The sequence below is a fragment of the Nitratireductor rhodophyticola genome (genome assembly GCF_019891355.1).
Taxonomy (GTDB): Bacteria; Pseudomonadota; Alphaproteobacteria; order Rhizobiales; family Rhizobiaceae; genus Nitratireductor; species Nitratireductor rhodophyticola.
Genome location: NZ_JAHSSF010000001.1, coordinates 142,216 through 163,108, shown reverse-complemented (window position 1 = coordinate 163,108; position 20,893 = coordinate 142,216). Strand labels below are relative to the sequence as shown.

Genomic DNA, 20,893 nt, shown 5'->3' with positions numbered 1-20,893 from the left:
ATTATATCAATGATCATAATAAGCGGATCTGCACTCGCCGCGGGTGATAATTCCAATCTCGATCGATTCGAAGTGAGCGCTGAAGAAATCACAGTGGACGACACCAACGTTATGCATGCCAGCGGCAATGTCGTCCTTACCGATGAGCGCACAGAAATCCGTCTGGACAAGGCCAAGATCTCCTTCAAAGACGGCAAAACCATCATTGATGCGCGTGTCGCAAAATAGGCTAACCGTGCCGGACGGGATTTACGTCCGGCACCCGCCCCATCAATCAAACGCCACGCCGATCTCCGTCAGGCTTCGCCAGCGGATAACCGCCGGGCGCACGCGGTCGCTGCCTTCGATCTCGACGTAAACCTCATCGGGAATGGCACAGATATCGCCAAAGCGGATGCGGGCGCCGTCTTCATTCAGGTCGAGAACGACCCCAGGGAGCATGCAGCTTCCATTGTTCCAGAAAAGCCTGGCGCGGCGCTCGACATCCTCACGCGCACGCTCGCGCCGCTCGGTGTGAACCGGGTTTTCGGGACCTGTGGGCTTTTCCGTATCCGACATCATCCTTGCCTCCTCAAGGGCAACCTTCCCATGAGGCTTCTGTAGCTAAAAACGTGCCAGAAACCTGTTTCATCCCGAAACAGGTTTCGCACCGACCAGATACAAAAAGAAAAAGGCCGCGAGCGATGCCGCGGCCTTCTGTCTGAGACTTTGGAAAAGATCAGTTCTTTTCCTTGTCCACCAGCTTGTTCTTGGAGATCCACGGCATCATGCCGCGCAGCTTCTCGCCGACTTCCTCGATTGGATGCTCGTCGTTCAGGCGACGGGTCGCCTTGAAGCGGGCCGCACCGGCGTGCCACTCCTGCATCCACTCGGTGGTGAAACGGCCGGACTGGATGTCGTGCAGAACGCGCTTCATCTCTGCCTTGGTCTCTGCCGTGATGATGCGCGGGCCCGTGACATACTCGCCCCACTCTGCGGTGTTGGAGATCGAGTAGTTCATGTTGGCAATGCCGCCCTCATAGATGAGGTCGACGATCAGCTTCACTTCGTGCAGGCACTCGAAATAGGCCATTTCGGGAGCGTAACCGCCCTCGACCAGCGTCTCGAAGCCGGCACGGATGAGCTCGACCAGGCCGCCGCACAGAACGACCTGTTCACCGAACAGATCCGTCTCGCACTCTTCGCGGAACGTGGTCTCGATGATGCCCGAACGGCCGCCGCCAACGCCGCAGGCGTAGGAAAGGCCAAGGTCCAGCGCATTGCCGGAAGCATCCTGGTGAACGGCAACCAGGCACGGCACGCCGCCGCCCTTCTCATATTCGCCGCGCACTGTGTGGCCCGGGCCCTTCGGCGCAACCATCAGCACGTCGACGGTCTTCTTCGGCTCGATCAGGCCAAAATGCACGTTGAGGCCATGCGCGAAGGCAATGGCCGCACCGTCGCGGATGTTCGGCGCGATCTCGGAATTGTAGATGCCGGCCTGCAGCTCGTCGGGCGTGGCCATCATCATCAGGTCGGCCCAAGCGGCTGCCTCGGCCACCGACATCACCTTGAGGCCATCGGCCTCGACCTTCTTGGCGGTCGCAGAGCCCGGACGCAGTGCCACGGCGATGTCCTTGGCGCCAGAATCCTTCAGGTTCAGCGCGTGGGCGCGGCCCTGGCTGCCATAACCGATAATGGCGACCTTCTTGCTCTTGATGAGATTGAGATCGGCATCGCGATCGTAATACACCCGCATACTCAGTTCCTTTCCTGATCCAACTGACTGTTGTCCGTTTTCGACTGCCTAGACCCTGTCCCGGCCGGTCGTCTCTTCTTTTCGCACTCCGAAGAGAACGAAAAACTGCTCTACCGCCTCCTCTGCGAGCGCGGCGTAATTCTCCGGCCGGCGTACGCCGGCCTCGCCCAAAAGCATGCGCACATGAAGGTCGCGCACGATCAGGCCATAAAATGTGTGATAGGCGGCGTCACGGTCGCCATAGGCGATCAGCCCGCGCTGCCGGCCCGCCTCCAGAAGCGCGCCCGCGCGCTTGTCGATGCCGTGCCGCCCCCGCTCGATGAGAAGCGCGCCCAGCCGGCTCCCCTCGCGGCTCGCCTGTCCGATGGCCAGCCGGTTGAGCGCCAGCGAAACGTCACCACTCAAAACCTGCAGAAGATCATTGGCGAAATCCACCAGATGCGCACGAAAGCGGCCATGGTCGAGCTTTTCACCTCCGTCGATCCGCGCGCGCACCTTGCTCGCCTGATGGGCGATCATCGCGGCCAGAAGCCCGTCGCGGTCGCCGAACCATTTGTAGAGGCTTTCCTTGGAGCAGTTGGCCGCCCGCGCCAGTCCAGCCGTCGTCAGCGCGCGTTCACCGCCCTCCACCAGAAGACCGAGCGCCTTGTCCAGCACCGCGCGCTGGCGCGGCGTATAGTCATCCTGCATTTCCGGCATGTGGCGCACGAAGGTTTCTGTTCCCGCTCTCGTATCGTACCGTACGGTACGGTTCTGTCATACGATCCGCAGGATTGCAAGCCGGTTCGTGGGCAACATCGCCGCACTTCGGGAAAATGCGCTGGAATGAAACATCGAGCCCCGCGTTGAGTTGGTGCTGGGGCACAGGATCGTTTCTATTCGGGGTACCAGGTGGCGGGCATCAACGCCCGCACTGCCGCATCTGCTGACCATACTGATTGGCCATGCCAGCCGCCTTGCGGGCGGATTTCTGCATCTGCGGATTGTTGCGCCAGACACCGCGCCGATAGCCCGCATGCCCGGCATAGTAGTTGAGATAGAGCCCATAGGCGTCATTGAGCGCCACGCCATTGGTGCGGTTGCTGGTCTGGTGATACCAGCCGACGAAATCCACCGCATCGGCGAAGCTCGTGCGCCGTGCCATCATATTGCCGGTCTCGCGCTTGTAGCGCTGCCAGGTGCCATCAAGCGCCTGCGAATAGCCATAGGCGCTGGAGGCGCGCTTCCACGGGATGAAGCCGAGCAGCTTGCGGCGCGGCGGGCGCGCATCGGCATCGAAGCCGGATTCGATCCGGATCGTGGCCATCAGCACCTCCGCCGGCACGCCATATTTGCGCTCGGCGCGCCTCGCCTCCGTATACCAGCCGCCGAAAAAGCCCTGCTTCTGGTCGAAGACGGAACAGACATTGTTGATGCTGCGCGGCGTCGAGGCACAGCCTGCCAACGCCAGCGCAAGCAGCATGGTCACTGCAACGATACGCATGGAACACCTCAAAACCCGCCCCATGCATAGATCAGGGAATCCTAAGAATCCCTGTCCATGCGCGTTAACGGTCTGGGCAATGCCGTGACCATTTGCGGGCGATTTGGAGGTGGGTCAGCCCTCGCAGGCGCGGATGAAGCGGCGCACGGTTTCGGCCATGCCATATTCCAGCGCATCGGCGGTGAGCCCGTGGCCGATAGAAACCTCGCAGAGTTCCGGCATGCGGCGCGCCAGGGCTGGAAGGTTCGCCACCGTCAGATCGTGACCGGCATTGATCCCAAGCCCGTGCGCGGCGGCGGCGTCCGCCGTTTTGCCGAGCTTTTCCAGCTCGATAGCAGCTTTTCCGGAATCATCATGGCAACCACCATAAGGGCCAGTGTAGAGCTCGATCCGGTCCGCCCCGAGTGCCGCCGCTGCCGGCACCTGGTCCGGATCCGGGTCCGCGAAAAGCGAAACGCGAAAGCCCTGCTTCTTCAGCCGCGCGATGATTGGTTTCAGGAAATCGCCCTGCCCGGCAAAGTCCCAGCCATGGTCGGAGGTAGCCTGCGCCGGATCGTCCGGCACCAGTGTCACCTGTTCAGGCTGGTGCTCTTCCACGAGCGCCAGGAACTCCTTGGTGGGAAACCCCTCGATGTTGAACTCGCGGTCGGGAAATTCGTCATCAAGCAGCGCGCGGATGTCCGGCACGTCGGAAAAGCGGATATGGCGCTGATCGGGGCGCGGATGCACGGTGAGCCCGCAGGCGCCCGCCTCAAGCGCGATGCGGCCAAGCCCGGTCACGCTCGGCCATGGCAGGTCACGCCGGTTGCGCAGCATGGCGACGGCGTTGAGATTGACGGAGAGTTTTGCCGGCATTGTTGCGTCCCGCTTTTCTGTTGCGCTCGATGCGTTACCATCGCTCCATACCGCGTTCGGGACGGAACGGACAGGCCCAGATCGCGTTGTCGAGAAAGGCAAGCTGGAAAGCCGTCAGGAGCAGATCATGACCGTCAACGACAATCCCCCCAATGTGCGGCGCATTGAGACAAGCCGCGACGATGCCTACGCCTTTGAGATCGTCGGCCACATCACGGCAGCCGACATGGAAAACCTCTACGGCCTTCTCGAAGGCGCATATGAGACGCACGACAAGATCGACGTGCTGGTCATCATTCACGACTATGAAGGCTTCGACTGGCAGGCCGCCTTCAAGGAGCAGACGATGATCGGCAAGACCAACGCACTCAAGCATATCCGCAAATATGCAGTGGCTGGCGGACCGGCCTGGATGGGCACGACCATCGCCTTCTTCCGCCCGTTCTTCTCCATGGAAATGGAGTATTTTCCCTATGAGAAGGTGGAAGATGCGTGGAAGTGGCTGGGCGCGGAACCCGGGTAAATGCTTCGCTGGGGGAGCCTCACCACGCAAAGGTGATTGGTCTGTGAGGATGAGCCATGCTGACATGCAGGGCAACGCGAGCGTCCTTTGTGCGCCCGAATGGACGCGCTGCGATCCTGAGCGATTCCAGGAAAAGCGGGCACCGAATTTCCGTCCGGAATTGCACGAAAACAACAAGATAGAGCGCTTTGGCGATTCAAAGAATGAAAGCGCGCCAGATAGGCAGACGCCCAAGAGCTTTATACCTCACGGTAAAGGTCATGCGACTTGCAGTTCCCGCCATCGCCGTCGCTTTTCTCGCCCTCCTTGCCAATGGAGCCATGGCGGATCCTGCACGATGGAAAAGCGAGGGCTGGAAGACCGATTTTTCGCGGATGTCGGTCGGGCATGAGGAAATCCGCTCAGGTGGCCCACCACGCGACGGCATACCGTCCATCGACAACCCCCGTTTTAGCCCGGCGTCGAGCCTGACCGGTCTCGCGGACCGTGAACCGGTCATCCAGCTCGTCATCAACGATACCGCGCGAGCCTACCCGCTGCGGGTCCTCACCTGGCACGAGATCGTCAATGACGAAATCGAGGGCCGGCCCGTCGCCGTGACGTACTGCCCGCTATGCAACGCTTCCATCGTTTTCGACCGTCGGCTGGAAGGCCGCGTCCTGGAGTTCGGCACCACGGGGAAACTCAGAAACTCCGATCTCGTCATGTATGATCGTGAGACCGAAAGCTGGTGGCAGCAGTTTACCGGAACAGCCATCGCCGGTGAACTGGAAGGACAGAAGCTCTCCCTCATACCGTCACGCATTGTGTCATTCGCTGCGTTCCGGCAGGCACACCCTGATGGCGCGGTTCTTGTTCCAGGCGATCCCGCCTTTCGGGATTATGGACGCAACCCCTATCGCGGCTATGACAGTTCTGCGGTCCCGTTCCTGTACTCGGGGGATATGCCGGAAAACATTCCAGCCATGGCGCGGGTGGTGGTGATACGCACACCGGGGAACCCGGTCATTGTGAGCCTCGAAAGCGTAAGGCGGAACGGGTTCTCACAGGACGGATACAGCATTGTCTACATAGAGGGCGTGGCCTCCGCGCTCGATACCGGCGACATCGCACAGGGGCGTGAGGTGGGCACGGTGCGTGTGACGCATGACGGCAGGGATGTCGCCCATGACATCACCTTCGCGTTTGTCGCTCACGCCTTTCACCCGGACGTACCGATCATCGACTGAGGCCCCAGAGAAGCCCGGTGAACCATGCTATCGCACGATGGTCAGGCGCTCGGAGGCGCGGGTGATCGCCGTGTAAAGCCAGCGCTGACGCGTGTCGCGGAAGGCGTAGCTCTCGTCGAACAGAACTACCTCATCCCACTGCGAACCCTGCGCCTTGTGAACGGTCAGCGCATACCCATAGTCAAAATCGTCGAACCGCTTCTTCGTCTGCCAGGGGATGTCCGCGCCCGGATCCTCGAAGGCCGCCTTAAGGAGCTTGATTTTGGCGACACCGCGATCGGGATCGTCTTCCTCCGGCGAGACCAGAAGATTGATGCCAGGTTTTACCGTCTCCTTGGAAGAGGTCATCACCTTCCAGAGCGACCCGTTCAGCAGGCCCTTGGCCGGATCGTTGCGCAGACAGACCAGCTTGTCGCCGGCCTGCGGGTACTGCGCATCGAACCCCTTCAGCTCACGCAGGCGCTGGTTGTAGCGCCGGCGGGTGCGGTTCGTTCCAACCAGCACCTGATCGGCCGACAGCACGAGATCCTGGTCGACTTCGGCCTTGGAAATCACCTTGGCCGCGCCATAATCGCCATGAGAAATCTCGCGGCCCTCGCGCACGTCGAGTGCAAGCTGGATAATCGGATTGTCGCGTGCCTGACGGTGGATTTCCGTCAAAAGGTGATCCGGTTCGTGCTCGGTGAAAAACCCGCCGCCCGAGATCGGCGGAAGCTGACCGGGGTCGCCCAGAACCAGGATCGGCGTTCCGAACGACATCAGATCGCGACCGAGCGCCTCATCCACCATCGAACACTCGTCGATGATCACCATGGCCGCCTTGGCAATGGGGCTCTGGCGGTTGAGCGAGAACGTCGGCGAAATGGACGTGCGGCCCGTCACCTCGTCCTCCACCTCCTCCTCGCCGCGCGGGCGATAGATCAGCGAATGGATGGTGCGTGCATTGGTGGCCCCGCGCGAGCGCAGAACCTGGGCCGCCTTGCCGGTGAAAGCGGCAAACTGGACATCGCCATCCACGTGCTCGGCGAAATAGCGCGCCAGCGTGGTCTTGCCCGTTCCGGCATAGCCGAACAGACGGAAAATCTGGCTCTGACCGGCCTTCAGCCAGCTTGCCACGGCGTTCAGCGCCGCATCCTGTTGCGGGGAGAAATCCATCCAGCCCAGAAAGCAGATTCGCCACCGTCTGAACAGGCCGCAGCGTTCTATTGATACGGTGCCAGACTTCGGCCGGGCCAGGTGGTGACAGGGGGTTCGGGCATGACGTCTTCATCCAGATGGCTCGTGACATAGAAGACATCGTGCCAGAGCTCGTCATCCCCACCGTCATTCAGAACCCGAAGCATCACGAGATAGCGTTTGCGGGCCCGAACCCCGCAGACAGGGGGCGAACGCAGACTGTATCGCCTGCGCCAGCGCTGGACCCGCTCGCGCACGACATAGTAGCCATTTCCGGCCGGGTCCTCGAAATCTGCCTCGATGATCATGCCGTGCCGCAGCGGTCGAATTTCCCTCACTGAAAGATCGTAGTGAATCTCCGCCGTGTTGTGATCGACGGTAAATCCACCGCCCACGACATCGAGCAGAGGCCTCTTGTCGGGCGGTTCATGGGTTATCCAGCCGATGGCAAACAGAAGGAGAGAGAGCGCGAATACGGACAGGAACAGCCGCCACGTCACCGTGGCTTCATCGAGCTTCGCCATCCGACCACTCCGCCAAGCTGCGTGGAGAAATAAAGTAGCCGGCTAATTAGAAATATGCAAGTTGACGATCCGGTGCGGCCAGTCCGGTTTCGTTACCGGCCGGTTCCGTTACCGGCCGGTTCCGTTACCGGCCGGTTTCGTTGTCTCGGATTCGATCTAGGGTCAGGACCCATTAATATGGTCGCAATGGTCGGCCTGATTTGTGCGGATACGCGAAGCAAGGCCGCAGGAAGACTTCACGTCTTTCAAGGTCTTGCGACAAAGTAGGCCGTGCAAATGAGGCCGATCCGAAGGACGCTCGATAGACCGGCGATCTGCCGCGTCAAAGCCCTTGACCGGGGGGAAGACCCCGCTCTGCGGGCTTCTCCTTGCATCTCTTGGTCTATCGAACGCCATTGTGATCATATTAATGGGTCCTGACCCTAGCGCAGCATTGGCCAAAGCGTAGCGGCCAGCGCCACACCCATGGCGATATTGAACCATTTGAGGCGGACGGGATCGGCCAGAAAACCGCGCAGCGCGACCCCAAAGCCGGCCCAGACGGAAACGCTTGGAAAATTGACGATCACAAAGGCGAGCGCCACCAGGAGAACGGTGAGAAATGGTGCAGCCGGATCCGTGTAGACCGCCATCGCGGTCAACGCCATGACCCAGGCCTTCGGGTTGACCCACTGAAAGGCGGCAGCTTCCAGAAACGTCATCGGTTCGGACTTGCCGTCGCCACCCTGACTGAGGGCCCGCGACATGGCGATGCGCCACGCAAGATAGAGCAGGTAAGCGCCACCGGCGACTTTCAGCACCACATGAAGAGCCGGCATGGCCGTAAGCACCGCGCCCAGGCCAAAGCCAACCGCCAGAAGCAGCGAGGCAAAACCCCCGGCAATTCCAAACATGTGCGGAATGGTGCGCCGAAAGCCGAAATTTACGCCGGAAGCCAGCAGCATGAAATTGTTGGGCCCCGGCGTGACCGAGGAAACGAAAGAAAAAATCAGCAAGGCAAGGAAGACGTCGGGCGACATCCGTTTGCTCCCAGGCAGGAATCCGACAGAGGGTTTGAATGTCAGTATTATTGACCCGGTTTGCGGCGCAGGCCATTTGAAACTTGTCACCCTGCGCCGAAAAATTGTCCCTTCCCGCAGCCGGGAGACCTCTACATGCCCTCCGGACCGCGGTTCATCGCTGCAACGCCGGTACGGCAGACCTCGACAAGGCCAAGCGGCTTCATGATGGCGATGAACTGCTCGATCTTGGAAACGCGCCCCGTGATCTCGAAAATGAAGTGCTCCGTATTGGCGTCGATCACCTGCGCGCGGAAGGCATCGGCGAGACGGAGCGCCTCTACGCGGTCATCGCCCTGTCCCCTCACCTTCACCAGCGCGAGTTCGCGTTCCATCGGCCGGTCATGGCCACGTTCGTCGGCAACGACTGAAAGATCGATCACCCGGTGAACGGGCACGATACGCTCGAGCTGATGCTTGATCTGTTCGAGAACGTGGCCCGTACCGCGCGTCACGATGGTGATGCGCGAGAGATGCCGCTCGTGCTCCGTCTCAGAAACGGTCAGGCTGTCGATGTTGTAGCCCCGGCCGGAAAACAGGCCGATGACGCGGGCAAGAACGCCCGGTTCGTTGTCTACCAGAACCGCCAGCGTGTGCGTTTCGGCGGCTTCGGTCTCCTTGGTGATGAAATAGGCAGAGCCGGTGGGTTGTAGCTGCGCGTTCATTGCATGAATCTCTTTTGCAAAACCATCTTGTAACTGACTGGAAACAAAGCGCCTTGCCGTCCCGACAAGGCGTCCCTGCCCCGTCAGACCAGTTGCCGGCCCTTTTCGTCGATCGCGTTGGCGACCGCCTCGTCGCTGGCCTCGTCGGGAAGCAGCATCTCGTTGTGTGCCTTGCCGGACGGGATCATCGGGAAGCAGTTGGCAAGTGCGGCAACACGGCAGTCGAAGATCACCGGCTTGTCCACCTCGATCATCTCGCGGATTGCATCGTCCAGCGCCGCCGGCTTGTCGCACATGATGCCGTGGCAGCCATAGGCTTCGGCCAGCTTGACGAAATCGGGCATCGCCTCGGTGTAGGAGTGCGACAGGCGGTTGCCGTGCAGAAGCTGCTGCCACTGACGCACCATGCCCATATACTGGTTGTTCAGGATGAAGATCTTGATCGGCGCATTGTGCTGGACCGCCGCGCTCATCTCCTGAATGGTCATCTGCACCGAGGCATCGCCGGCAATGTCGATCACCAGCGCATCGGGATGCGCGATCTGAACGCCCAGCGCCGCCGGGAGACCATACCCCATCGTGCCCAGACCACCCGACGTCATCCAGCGATTGGGGGCTTCGAAGCCGAAATGCTGGGCGGCCCACATCTGGTGCTGACCGACCTCGGTCGTGACATAGACGTCGCGGTCCCTGGTCAGTTCGTAGAGCCGCTGGATCGCGTATTGCGGCATGATCACGTCCTCGTTCGGCCTGTAGGCCAGAGAATCGCGCGCCCGCCAGATATCGATCTGCGTCCACCATGGCTTGAGCGCAGCCTTGTCGGCCTTGGCCGTCGCGCGCCACAGGCGCACCAGATCCTCGAGAATCCGGCCGGCATCACCGATGATCGGCACGTCGACGCGGACATTCTTGTTGATCGAGGAGGGGTCGATGTCGATGTGAATCTTGCGTGAATTGGGCGAGAAAGCGTCGAGGCGTCCGGTGATGCGGTCGTCGAAACGCGCGCCGATACACAGCATCACGTCGCAATCATGCATCGCCATATTGGCTTCATAGGTGCCGTGCATGCCCAGCATGCCGAGCCAGTTGTCGCCGGAAGCCGGATAAGCGCCCAGCCCCATCAGCGTCGAGGTGATCGGAAACCCGGTCAGTTCCACCAGTTCACGCAGGAGATGGCTCGCCTCGGGGCCGGCATTGATCACGCCGCCACCCGAATAGATCACCGGCTTTTTGGCATGTGCCATCAGTTCGATCGCCGCCTTGATCTGGTTGATATCGCCCTGCTCCTGCGGGTTATAGCTGGTGCGTGGCGCCGTCTGCGGCGGTGTGTACGTTCCCTTGGCGAACTGAATATCCTTGGGAATGTCCACAACGACAGGACCCGGACGCCCCGTGGTCGCCACATGAAAGGCTTCGTGGATGATTGCCGCAAGCTGGTTCACGTCCTTCACCAGCCAGTTGTGTTTGGTGCACGGGCGGGTGATGCCGACCGTGTCGCACTCCTGGAAAGCATCGGAACCGATCAGAGCGGTCGGCACCTGGCCGCTGATGCAGACAAGCGGAATGGAATCCATCAGGGCGTCCTGCAACGGCGTCACCGCATTGGTAGCACCCGGCCCCGACGTCACCAGCATGACGCCGGCCTTGCCGGTGGCGCGCGCATAGCCTTCAGCCGCGTGACCTGCCCCCTGCTCATGACGCACGAGAATGTGCCGGACCTCTTCCTGCTGGAAGAGCTCATCATAGATGGGAAGCACCGCGCCGCCCGGATACCCGAAAATATTCTCGACCCCGTTATCCCTGAGCGCCTGCACGACGATTTCAGCCCCCGTCATCTCGTGATGGGCGGATGCATCCGCTGCTGGCTCCGACACTGCCTTGTTCATCTTGGTCTTTCCGTTCTGTCTGCCGGCCCATTCTGTCAACCGGCGAAGTTGGTTTAGCCGCCCGCTGCCCCCAAGGAAACACCGGGCCAATAAAAAAGGCCCCCGAAGGAGCCTGTGTTTCGCGCATGGGAGCTTTCGCCAGACGGCTACGCCGCCTTGCCCATGCGCCTTCCTACGATAAGAATGTTTCCTGTCATCATGGCTGCGCACAATAAGGTTGCTTGGCCGCCCCGTCAACCGGCTTGAGCAGACCAGTTGAATGGTCCTGTTTACCCCGCCTCAACCATCCGCAAACACAGGGTCTTAACCTTGTACGGCTATGGTTGGGGATTAGGGATAACGGGGTGGCATGATGTTTGTGGAAGGTGGAACAACGCAGGGCGAAACCACGTCGCAGGAACGACGCGCAGCCGATCAGCCACGCCGGCGCCTGCTCGGCCATGTGGTTCACTGCGATGGCGCCCGCGCCACGATTGCCGCCGATACCGAGATCGACGAGCCCGGCCAGTCAAACCACTGGACCGTCGGCAAGATGATTTCCATCAACATGGGCGCGACCCGCACCGTCGGCCTTGTCTATGCCGTCGAACGGCCGCAACACCGCTGGCGCGACGGCGAGGCCAACCCCATCGCAATCTCCGTCGAACTGGTCGGAGAAGTCCGCGACGGTGGCGCCGAACCGGTTTTCGATCGGGGCATCACCGAATACCCGCATATCGGCGCACCCGCGCACCGCATCCGCTCACGCGACCTGCAGGCAGTCTACGATCTTGCCGGGCGCCAGCAGGCGGTCATTGGCAAGCTGTCGCAGGATGAAGCCATTGACGCTTGCATCGCCGTCGACGACACGCTCAACCGCCACTTCGCGGTGGTCGGCACCACAGGCGTTGGCAAATCCTCCGCCGTCTCGCTTCTGCTGCGCAAGACCATTGCCTCCCGGCCGGATCTGCGCGTGCTGATCCTCGATCCGCACAACGAATTCGCCTCGGCCCTGCCAGAACACGCCGTTCGGGTCGACACGCACACGCTTGACCTCCCGTTCTGGCTGTTTCGCCTCGAGGAACTGGTCGAAGTTCTGTTCCGGGGCCGCGAACCCGTCGCCGAAGAAGTGGAACTCCTCCGCGACCTCATTCCCAATGCCAAGCATCACTACCGCAATCCCGGCACCGCGGCTGCTCTGCGCCGCAGCAATGATGGCGGTGGCCTGACGGCCGACACACCTGTTCCCTATAGGATGGCCGACGTTCTCAAGGAGATAGACGAACGGATCGGCCTGCTCGAAAACAAGGTGGAGCGACCGCTTTACCGTAGTCTCAAGGTGCGCATCGAAGCCGCCATCAGCGATCCCCGCTACCGCTTCATGTTTGCGGCGAGGGTCATCGAGGATACGATCCACGAAACGATCGGCAGGCTCTTCCGTGTTCCCAGCCATGGCAAGACGGTGACCTGTTTCGAGATGGCCGGCATGCCGCCGGAGGTGGTGAACTCCGTCTGTTCGGTCATGGCGCGTCTCGCCTTCGACCTGGCTCTATGGAGCGAAGGCAAGCTCAATCTCCTGGTTGTGTGCGAAGAGGCTCACCGCTACATGCCGGCCGACCCACGGCTCGGCTTTGCGCCCACCCGCCACGCGCTGGCGCGCATCGCCAAGGAAGGCCGCAAATATGGCTGCTATCTCGGCGTAGTAACCCAGCGCCCCGGCGAGCTTGACCCGACGGTGCTCTCACAGTGCTCGACGGTATTCGCCATGCGGCTTGCCAACGATCAGGACCAGGCGATCATCCGCTCGGCAATTGCGGATTCGTCCGCCTCCATGCTCTCCTTCCTGTCTGCCATGGGCCGGCGCGAAGCCATCGCATTCGGCGAAGGTGTGGCGACCACCATGCGCATGAAGTTCGAAGCCCTGCCGCCACATGCCCTGCCGGGCGTCCGGGACACCGAAAAGCAGAAGGTCTCGAACCCCGAGGAGATCGACCGGGAAGTCGACCTCGCCTCGATCGTCAGTCGCCTGCGCGATACCGGGCGCACGGTGCGCGCGCAGGTGGAGACAGCTCCCGATATCGGCGCCCCTGTCCCCGCCGGCATACAGGCTGGCGACCGGGGGTATGCCCCACAGCCACTCGAGACCACGGCGCATTGGCGCCCGGCCCCATCTGCGCCCCCCTCCCATGAAGCACCCGGCGTCAGCCGCTATGCAGGCGCGACGCCCCATCCACGGGGCAAGTTCGGAACCCGCTGACGGGCGTACACCCGTCCATTCCAAACGCCGGCCAGAGAGTCCATATCGCTGCGGTTCGCATAGGCGCACGCCACCGCAGGCCCGTTAAACTGGCTCCGCGAAAACCCGTTGAAGAGGAAAATGCTCGCCGGTCAGGCGCAGACGCGGTTGCGTCCCAGACGTTTGGCCTCGTAGAGCATCTTGTCGGCACGGCGATAAAACTCTTCAGCCGACTCGCGACCGTTCCAGATCGACAGGCCGACACTGATGGTGACCCGGATGTTCACGTTCGAGGACTCGATCGTCAACGCGCCGACCGCGCGGCGAATGCGTTCAGCCAGCTTCACCAGCGATTCATTGTTCATGTTCGGAGCAACGATGGCGAATTCCTCGCCCCCCATGCGCGCCACCACATCGTGATAGCGCGTCAGATCCTTCAGGCACCGCGCCACCGCGCGAAGCACCTCATCGCCCACATCGTGACCATGTGTGTCGTTGACCTGCTTGAAGTGATCGAGATCGAGCACCATCAGGCCGACCGGCTTTTCGATGCGGCGGAACTCCTGGAGATATTCACGCAATGCATCATCGAAAAACCGGCGGTTCTGCATTCCCGTGAGGCTATCGGTGAGCGCGGCATGCTGGAGGGATTCGGATCGTGCACTCAGCGTCTCCGTCATCGCCCGCAGCTTCCCCTCCTCCTGCACCTGGGTGCGGATCAGCGGATAGATGAAGAAGACGCCGAAGATCGTGGCCGTGGCGAGGAGCACACCGGTGATGAACAATATCTGGATGAAACTTCCGAGATCCTGGGGGACAGGAAAAGTGGTGATATCCGAACGCAGCAGCCAGTAGGCATAGGCAAGCATCCCCCCCGCTCCGAGAACGAGCGAAATGAATACAAAAAACGCCGACTCCGCTTTGTGGAAACGCATGCTGGCCCCGAACGACACCCTTTCTGCCGTTCTCGCACAGTCTCACTTACGCAAGGTTAATCTCCACAGGTAGAACTGACAGACTTTGGGCTATCCCAGATTGCTTCTGATAAACTTGAGAAGCTCATCCGCTGATCCTGTTTGCGACCCGATCGGAAGCCTTAGCCAGTCCTCGCCAAGCTGATGCCGAAACCAGGTTGCCTGCCGCTTGGAATAGCGCCGCGTGGCCGTTTTTGCCCGCATGATGGCGTCTTCCAGAGAACACTCGTTTCGCAGATACGCGGCAAGTTCCGGGACCCCGATTGCCTTCATCGCCGGCAGGGCAGCAGAAAGATCGAGTGCAAGCAGAGCCCGCACTTCGTCGAGCGCCCCCTCCTCGACCATGCTGTCGAAGCGGCGCTCTATTTGTTCGGTGACAAAAACACGCTCGGGCTCAAGCACGATACAGGTGCATTCGCTTTTTTTGACCAATGGCACCGTCGTCTCATTTTGCCACGTGCTCAACGCTCTGCCGGTTGCATCGTGAACTTCCAGCGCCCGCGTGATGCGCTGCCCGTCCATGACGCCGATTGCCCCTGCCGCGGCGGCATCGCGTTCCGACAGGAGGCGATGAAGCGCTTCCGGTCCTTCCTCGAGAAGCCGCTGCCGCCAATGGTTTCGCACATCCTCGGGCACTGGTGGCGTCGGCGCGATCCCATCGAGGAGTGCGCGAAAATAAAGCCCCGTGCCGCCAACGAAAATCGGACGACGGTCTGAAAGACTTCCCATTTTTGCAAGCGCTGCCACATCCTCCAGCCAGGCACCGGTCGAATAGGCGACGGAAGGCGGCACGTGGCCGTAAAGATGGTGCGGAACCCTGGCGAGATCGTCCGCGCCCGGCCGCGCCGAAAGGACGCGAAGCACATCGTAAACCTGCATGGAGTCGGCATTGACGATCACCCCGCCCGTTTCCATGGCCAGGCGCAGCGCGAGCGCAGACTTGCCGCTGGCGGTTGGCCCGGCTATCAGGATCGCATCATTCAGCATGCCCGCCACCCAACACTCCGGAAAGCACCCATGTCCCTCGTTGCCACACTCATCTCCCATCCGGCGAAGCGCGCACTCACACCGGACGTTGCGACTATGGCCATGAAGGCGCTCGATGCAAGCGCGATCGACTGGCTGGGGGAAAACCTTGCCTGTGACATCGCCCTGAAGCCCGGACTGGAGATCGCGGCAACAGAAACCCTCCTGCGTGAAACCCTAGCCGGTGCCCCCGTTGATGTGGCGGTGCAGGAAGCGAAAGGCCGGCGCAAAAAAATGCTGATTGCCGACATGGACTCCACCATGATCGACCAGGAATGCATTGATGAGCTGGCCGCCGAACTCGGACTGAAAGACGCCGTTGCCGCGATCACCAGCCGCGCCATGAACGGCGAAATCGCTTTCGAACCGGCTCTGGAAGAGCGCGTTGCCCTGCTCCGCGGCCTCCCCCTCGACGTGATCGACAGCGTGATCGAGAAACGCATCACGCTTGCCTCTGGCGGTCCGGCGCTTGTTGCCACCATGAAGGCAGCCGGCGCCTTCACCGCGCTCGTTTCAGGCGGGTTTGAACAGTTCACCGGTCCCGTCGGCGATAAGCTCGGCTTCCACACACAGCAGGCGAACCAGCTTCTGGTCGCTGACGGAAAGCTCAGCGGCGAGGTTGCCAAACCCATTCTGGGTCGCGCTGCCAAAGCCGAAGCGCTCGACCGCCTCGCAGCGGAGCGCGGGCTTACGCGCGAGGATGTTCTGGCGGTCGGTGACGGCGCAAACGACCTCGACATGCTCGGGCTGGCCGGACTTGGTGTCGCCCTTCATGCCAAGCCCGCCGTTGCCGCCCAGGCAGGCGTGCGCATCGACCACGGAGATTTGACCGCACTCCTGTTCCTGCAGGGCTACCGTGAGGAGGAGTTCGTCCTGTGACACTGCTTGAGACCGAACGTCTGATCCTGCGCAACTGGCGTGAAGAAGACCGCCCGTTCTTCCACCACATCAACTCCGATGACACGATCATGGAGTTCTTTCCTTTCCGCAGAAACCGCGATGAAGCGGACGCCGTTATGGACCTCATCCGTGACGGCATCACGCGGAATGGCTTCGGGTTTGCCGCGGCGGCCCTGAAGGAAACCGGCCAGCCCCTCGGCTTTGTGGGGCTGCACAAGCCAGCAGGCCTGGCCAATTTGCCTGAAGGGTCTATCGAGATCGGCTGGCGTCTCGCGCCCGAATTCTGGGGCAAGGGCTATGTTACGGAAGCCGCGCGGGGGTGGCTTGCGTTTGGCTTTGACATTCTCGATCTCGATGAAATCGTCTCCTTCGCCGTGGTCGACAACGACCGCTCCATCGCCGTCATGCGCCGCATCGGCATGCGCCACGATCCAGCGGGCGATTTCGATCACCCGGGCGTCCCGGACAGCCATCCGCATCTCAAGCCGCATGCACTCTACCGGCTGTCACAGGCAGATTGGCGCGCCCGGCAGGGATAACGAAACGGCCCGGTTGCAATCGCTTCCGGGCCGTTTTTGTATCTGCGGTAATATTTGCTGAAGGGTCAGTCCATCCGCAGTGTCACGAAGCGCAGCTCCCCGTTCTTGGAAGCGAGCATCAGAAGCGCGTTGCGGCGACCCTGCCCTTTCAGTTCCTCCAGTCGGTCCAGAGCCTCCTTGGGGGTCGAGACGGTGGCCTGAGCGATTTCCACAATCACGTCGCCTGCCGTCACACCCTTTGTGGAAGCGGGCGAATCCTCGTCCACCTCGGTGACGACGACGCCATTGACGTCGGCGGAAATCTCGAACCGTTCGCGCAGTTCGTCATCGAGTGCTGCCATGTGCATGCCAAGAACTGCAGCAGACGAAACCACGTCTCCCTCGCCTTCGGATTTGTCTTCCTTCGTTTCAGCGGAGGCCAGTTTTTCACTGTCTTCCAGCCGTCCGAGCGTCACCCGCACGGTCTCTTCCTGGCCCTTTCGCACAACCGTGACGTCGACTTCCTTGCCAACCGGGCTCTCGGCCACAATGCGCGGCAGCTCACGCACATTCTCGACGGCCTTACCGTCAAACTCCACGATCACGTCGCCGGGCTGAATGGAGCCATCGTCCACCGGACCACCTTCGATGACGCCGCTCACCATCGCTCCCATGGCTTTTTCCATGCCCAGGCTTTCGGCGATTTCATCCGTGACTTCCTGAATGCGCACGCCAAGCCAGCCGCGCCGCGTCTCGCCGAATTCGCGCAACTGATCGACCACCTTGATCGCCAGTGCAGAAGGAATGGAGAAGCCAATGCCGATGGACCCGCCGGTCGGCGAAATGATGGCCGTGTTGATGCCGATCACCTCACCGTCCATGTTGAACAGCGGGCCTCCGGAATTGCCACGGTTGATGGCCGCATCCGTCTGGATGAAATCGTCATAGGGACCCGAACCGATTTCGCGGTTGCGCGCCGAGACGATGCCGACCGTCACCGTGCCGCCAAGACCGAACGGGTTGCCGATGGCCATGACCCAGTCGCCGATCCGCATCTTGTCGGAATCGCCGAACGGAACGTCCTGCAGCTTGCGTTTGCTAGCATCGACCTTAAGCACCGCAAGATCGGTTTTGGTGTCGACGCCCAGCAGCTCGGCATCGAGTTTGCCACCGTCGGTGAAATTGACCACGATTTCGTCGGCACCGGAGATGACATGATTGTTGGTGACGACGATGCCTTCTTCCGCATCGATCACAAAGCCGGAACCAAGGGACTGCGCTTGTCGCGGCTCATGATCCTGTTCAGGCTCGTCCTGGAAGAAATCGTCGAAAAACTCCTGCAGCGGCGAGCCTTCCGGCAGCTTGGGCAGCGGGACACGGCCCGACGCACCGCCACCGGTCGAGCGGGAAGTGGAGATATTGACGACCGCGCCGGCAAGCCGCTCTGCAAGGTCTGCCACTGAAGCCGGGCCTTCCGCCCGCGCCTGCTGGCTCAGGATCACCGGTGTCGAGGTGAGACCGCCCAGCGCAATCAGAGCGGCCACTGGTGCCACCCGCGTGGCGCGTAAAATCTTCGTCGGGATCATTGAGAGCGTTTCTCCAGATGGCTTGCGTGGTGGAACGGCCCGTAGCCGGAAGGGAAGCTTAGGCGGAACACTGCCCGAATTCCATTAACAGGCATTTCACATCTGCATGATCGAGCCTGATTACGGCACGTTTGCGGCCCGCATGGCGTTTCCATACGGGCCGCAAATTAGATTTATCCTCGAACGAGCCAGACCACGACCACCCCAAGAACCATGGCGGCGATGCCGGCCGTGCGCAACGCGCTGTCCGGCATGTCGAGAACCTGTTCGGCAAGGCGCCTGGCCAGCCTCGGCATGCCGCCATAGACCAGGCCCTCGATAACGAGAACCAGGCCCAGGGCGGCGATGAAATCGCTCATTCCAGCCGCCGGTTACTGGCCGGCGGTCGCGCCCGGCGCGGCCGGTGCAGAGCTACGCGCACCACCACCGCTCGAGTCGTTGAAGAAGCGGAAAAATTCCGAATCGGGCGACAGAAGCATCGTGGTTCCGCTTGGATCGAGCGCCTGCTGATATGCGCTCATCGAACGATAGAACTCGAAAAAGTCCTCATCGCGCGAAAAGGCATTGGCGAAGATGGCGTTGCGTTCAGCCTCGCCTTCACCGCGCAGGATCTCCGACTCGCGCTGGGCAGCCGCCAGAATTTCGACCACCTCGCGGTCAGCACGGGCGCGAATGCGTGCGGCAGCCTCGCGGCCGCGTGCGCGCAGACGCTCGGCTTCAGCCAGACGCTCCGCCTTCATGCGATCGTAAGTCTGCTGCGAGACCTCAGCCGTCAGATCGGTCCGGCGAATGCGCACATCCTCGATCTCAAGCCCCAGCGAAGCCGCGGCAGGCCGCAGTTCCTCGGCAACTTCACGCATCATCGATGCACGCTCTTCCGAAAGCGCCGCCTCGAAGCCACGCAGACCGTAGACACGACGCAGGGCAGCATCGAGACGTGTGCGCAGCCGCTGCTCGGCCAGCGCAACACTGCCCGACACAGCCTGTCGGAAACGGCGGGGATCGTTGATCGAATAGGCGATGAACGCGTCCACTTCGTAGAACTTGCCGCCCGAAACCTGCACGCGGATGTCATCGAGATCGAAGCGCAGGATGCGGTCTTCGATGATCTGGACATTGTCCGCCTCGAGGAATGCGAAAGGCAGTTTGAAGTAGAGACCGGGTTCGGTCTTCACATCGACTATTTCACCAAAGCGAAGGACGATGGCCTGCTGCCGCTCGTTGACGACGAAGATCGCCGAGTAGACCAGGAACAGCAGAACCGCGCCGATAACGACGAGTATGGGAAGACGGTTGGACATCAGTTGCTCCCTCCCGCGGTTCCACGCGGCTGCTGCTGCGATTGCTGGCGAAGTTCGGGCAAGGGCAGATAGGGCACCACACCGGGGCCGCCATTCTGCTCGACAATCACCTTGTTCGAACCCTGCAGCACGCCTTCCATCGTCTCCAGGAAGAGACGCTTGCGCGTCACCTCGGGAGCCTTGGCGTATTCGTCATAAACGGAGATGAAGCGCTGCGCCTCACCTTCGGCTTCCTGAACGACACGGTTCTTGTAGGCGGCCGCCTCTTCGCGGATCTGCGCGGCTTCACCGCGCGCCTGACCGAGCTGCTGGTTGGAGTACTGGTTGGACTCCTCGACAAAGCGGTCTTCATCCTGCTCGGCGCGCTGCACCTCGTCGAACGCGTCGGCCACTTCGCGCGGCGGTGCGGCATCCTCGATCGAAAGGGCGTTGACCGTCAGCCCCGTGCCGTATTCGTCGAGCGCGGTCTGGATGGTCAGGCGCACATCTTCTGCGATGCCCTGGCGGTCGTCACGGAAGATGTCCTGCGCCGGACGGCGCCCAACCACTTCGCGCATGGCGCTCTCGGCCACCTGGCGCAACGTCTCGTCGGGATTGGCGACATTGAACAGGTAGGCGGAAGGATCAGCGACCTGATAAGCCACGGAAAACTTCACATCGACGATGTTCTGATCGCCCGAGAGCATGAGGCCGCTCGAAGCCCCGCCCCGCGTCTGGCCGATATCGACAAGCCGTTCGGCGACGGATGCCTTCTCGACGGTCTCGATCGGCCACCAGTGGAAATGCAGGCCCGGCTCGGAAAGCTCGGGCTTCGGCTTGCCGAAACGCAGCTCGACCGCCAGTTCGTCCGGCTGCACCGTATAGACGGATTTGAAAAGCCACAGACCGGCCAGCGCGATCAGCACCAGTCCGATCATGGCCGGGCTGATGCCGCCGCCGCCCGGCAGCACGTTTTTCAGCCGGTCCTGGCCACGTTTGATGATCTCTTCCAGATCGGGCGGAGATCCCTGCGGTCCACTCGGCCCACGCGGTCCCTGATCCCAGGGGCCTCCGTTATTGCCGCCGCCCCAAGGGCCGCCTCCGCCACTTTGATTGTTCCAGGGCATTCTTGTTCCTTTTCTCGATCCGGGTTCCGTCCGCCGAGGACAGCTCTCCCATCCGGTCAGTTATAGGTAGCGGCAAATCCTCTTTCAACGCGGCAGCCCGCCGCGTTTCCCGCTCTTTCCAGCGAAAAGA

General features: G+C 61.5%; 22 protein-coding genes. 6 read left to right on the top strand and 16 right to left on the bottom strand.

The window, feature by feature from the left end:
* Positions 1-9: 9 nt before the first annotated feature.
* The gene (locus KUG85_RS00755; protein WP_223003814.1) at positions 10-228 is read left to right on the top strand and encodes a hypothetical protein; all 219 of its coding nucleotides are present in this window, start codon (positions 10-12) and stop codon (positions 226-228) included.
* 42 nt (positions 229-270) lie between these two features.
* On the opposite strand, the gene KUG85_RS00750 is transcribed toward KUG85_RS00755, so the two are convergent.
* The 5 genes from KUG85_RS00750 to KUG85_RS00730 all read right to left on the bottom strand — a co-directional run bounded on the left by KUG85_RS00750 (position 271) and on the right by KUG85_RS00730 (position 4,076).
* Complete coding sequence (locus tag KUG85_RS00750) at positions 271-558, bottom strand: PilZ domain-containing protein (protein ID WP_223003813.1); 288 nt, start codon at positions 556-558, stop codon at positions 271-273.
* A gap of 160 nt (positions 559-718) precedes the next feature.
* On the bottom strand, positions 719-1,738 hold the full coding sequence (ilvC, locus tag KUG85_RS00745) for a ketol-acid reductoisomerase (RefSeq protein ID WP_025030596.1): 1,020 nt from the start codon (positions 1,736-1,738) through the stop codon (positions 719-721).
* 48 nt (positions 1,739-1,786) lie between these two features.
* Positions 1,787-2,437, bottom strand: a complete 651-nt coding sequence (locus tag KUG85_RS00740; protein ID WP_223004457.1) for a TetR/AcrR family transcriptional regulator — start codon at positions 2,435-2,437, stop codon at positions 1,787-1,789.
* 202 nt (positions 2,438-2,639) lie between these two features.
* Positions 2,640-3,221: a transglycosylase SLT domain-containing protein gene (locus KUG85_RS00735; protein WP_065814993.1), complete on the bottom strand. Its 582-nt coding sequence runs from the start codon at positions 3,219-3,221 to the stop codon at positions 2,640-2,642.
* A gap of 114 nt (positions 3,222-3,335) precedes the next feature.
* Entirely contained in the window at positions 3,336-4,076 is a 741-nt protein-coding gene (locus tag KUG85_RS00730) for a pyridoxine 5'-phosphate synthase (RefSeq protein WP_223003812.1), read from the bottom strand.
* A 127-nt stretch (positions 4,077-4,203) separates the two neighbouring features.
* On the opposite strand from KUG85_RS00730, the gene KUG85_RS00725 reads away from it, so the two are divergent.
* Together KUG85_RS00725 and KUG85_RS00720 are read left to right on the top strand one after the other, a co-directional pair.
* Positions 4,204-4,599 carry a SpoIIAA family protein gene (locus KUG85_RS00725; protein ID WP_065814991.1) on the top strand — a complete coding sequence of 132 codons (396 nt, stop codon included), beginning with the start codon at positions 4,204-4,206 and terminating at the stop codon, positions 4,597-4,599.
* Between the two features lie 260 nt (positions 4,600-4,859).
* Complete coding sequence (locus KUG85_RS00720; protein ID WP_223003811.1) at positions 4,860-5,828, top strand: DUF3179 domain-containing protein; 969 nt, start codon at positions 4,860-4,862, stop codon at positions 5,826-5,828.
* Between the two features lie 27 nt (positions 5,829-5,855).
* On the opposite strand, the gene KUG85_RS00715 is transcribed toward KUG85_RS00720, so the two are convergent.
* The 5 genes from KUG85_RS00715 to KUG85_RS00695 form a co-directional block, all read right to left on the bottom strand.
* Positions 5,856-6,983, bottom strand: a complete 1,128-nt coding sequence (locus KUG85_RS00715; RefSeq protein WP_223003810.1) for an ATP-dependent DNA helicase — start codon at positions 6,981-6,983, stop codon at positions 5,856-5,858.
* Positions 6,984-7,030: 47 nt separating this feature from the next.
* Positions 7,031-7,528, bottom strand: a complete 498-nt coding sequence (locus KUG85_RS00710; RefSeq protein ID WP_065814988.1) for a hypothetical protein — start codon at positions 7,526-7,528, stop codon at positions 7,031-7,033.
* 422 nt (positions 7,529-7,950) lie between these two features.
* On the bottom strand, positions 7,951-8,547 hold the full coding sequence (locus tag KUG85_RS00705; RefSeq protein ID WP_065814987.1) for a LysE family translocator: 597 nt from the start codon (positions 8,545-8,547) through the stop codon (positions 7,951-7,953).
* Positions 8,548-8,678: 131 nt separating this feature from the next.
* Positions 8,679-9,251 (bottom strand): acetolactate synthase small subunit, encoded by a 573-nt coding sequence (gene ilvN / locus KUG85_RS00700; RefSeq protein ID WP_007007756.1) that lies wholly within the window; start codon positions 9,249-9,251, stop codon positions 8,679-8,681.
* A gap of 83 nt (positions 9,252-9,334) precedes the next feature.
* Positions 9,335-11,137 carry an acetolactate synthase 3 large subunit gene (locus KUG85_RS00695; protein ID WP_083212823.1) on the bottom strand — a complete coding sequence of 601 codons (1,803 nt, stop codon included), beginning with the start codon at positions 11,135-11,137 and terminating at the stop codon, positions 9,335-9,337.
* A 352-nt stretch (positions 11,138-11,489) separates the two neighbouring features.
* On the opposite strand from KUG85_RS00695, the gene KUG85_RS00690 reads away from it, so the two are divergent.
* Positions 11,490-13,373, top strand: coding sequence for an ATP-binding protein (locus KUG85_RS00690; RefSeq protein ID WP_255606263.1), 1,884 nt, complete (start codon positions 11,490-11,492; stop codon positions 13,371-13,373).
* A gap of 131 nt (positions 13,374-13,504) precedes the next feature.
* Here KUG85_RS00690 and KUG85_RS00685 read toward each other — a convergent pair whose 3' ends face one another.
* Together KUG85_RS00685 and miaA are read right to left on the bottom strand one after the other, a co-directional pair.
* Positions 13,505-14,287, bottom strand: coding sequence for a GGDEF domain-containing protein (locus tag KUG85_RS00685; protein ID WP_065814986.1), 783 nt, complete (start codon positions 14,285-14,287; stop codon positions 13,505-13,507).
* Positions 14,288-14,377: 90 nt separating this feature from the next.
* Positions 14,378-15,313 (bottom strand): tRNA (adenosine(37)-N6)-dimethylallyltransferase MiaA, encoded by a 936-nt coding sequence (gene miaA / locus KUG85_RS00680; RefSeq protein ID WP_223003808.1) that lies wholly within the window; start codon positions 15,311-15,313, stop codon positions 14,378-14,380.
* Positions 15,314-15,343: 30 nt separating this feature from the next.
* On the opposite strand from miaA, the gene serB reads away from it, so the two are divergent.
* Together serB and KUG85_RS00670 are read left to right on the top strand one after the other, a co-directional pair.
* Positions 15,344-16,231 carry a phosphoserine phosphatase SerB gene (gene serB / locus KUG85_RS00675; protein ID WP_065814984.1) on the top strand — a complete coding sequence of 296 codons (888 nt, stop codon included), beginning with the start codon at positions 15,344-15,346 and terminating at the stop codon, positions 16,229-16,231.
* On the top strand, positions 16,228-16,791 hold the full coding sequence (locus KUG85_RS00670) for a GNAT family N-acetyltransferase (RefSeq protein ID WP_223003807.1): 564 nt from the start codon (positions 16,228-16,230) through the stop codon (positions 16,789-16,791). Before serB ends, KUG85_RS00670 begins: the two co-directional genes overlap by 4 nt.
* 65 nt (positions 16,792-16,856) lie before the next feature.
* On the opposite strand, the gene KUG85_RS00665 is transcribed toward KUG85_RS00670, so the two are convergent.
* The 4 genes from KUG85_RS00665 to hflK form a co-directional block, all read right to left on the bottom strand.
* Positions 16,857-18,356 (bottom strand): DegQ family serine endoprotease, encoded by a 1,500-nt coding sequence (locus KUG85_RS00665; RefSeq protein WP_223003806.1) that lies wholly within the window; start codon positions 18,354-18,356, stop codon positions 16,857-16,859.
* 173 nt (positions 18,357-18,529) lie between these two features.
* Entirely contained in the window at positions 18,530-18,715 is a 186-nt protein-coding gene (locus tag KUG85_RS00660; RefSeq protein ID WP_223003805.1) for a DUF2065 domain-containing protein, read from the bottom strand.
* Positions 18,716-18,727: 12 nt separating this feature from the next.
* Positions 18,728-19,657 (bottom strand): protease modulator HflC, encoded by a 930-nt coding sequence (gene hflC / locus KUG85_RS00655; protein ID WP_065814980.1) that lies wholly within the window; start codon positions 19,655-19,657, stop codon positions 18,728-18,730.
* A complete protein-coding gene (gene hflK / locus KUG85_RS00650; protein WP_065814979.1) occupies positions 19,657-20,763 on the bottom strand; it encodes an FtsH protease activity modulator HflK in 1,107 nt (368 codons plus the stop codon). Before hflK ends, hflC begins: the two co-directional genes overlap by 1 nt.
* Between the last annotated feature and the right edge of the window lie 130 nt (positions 20,764-20,893).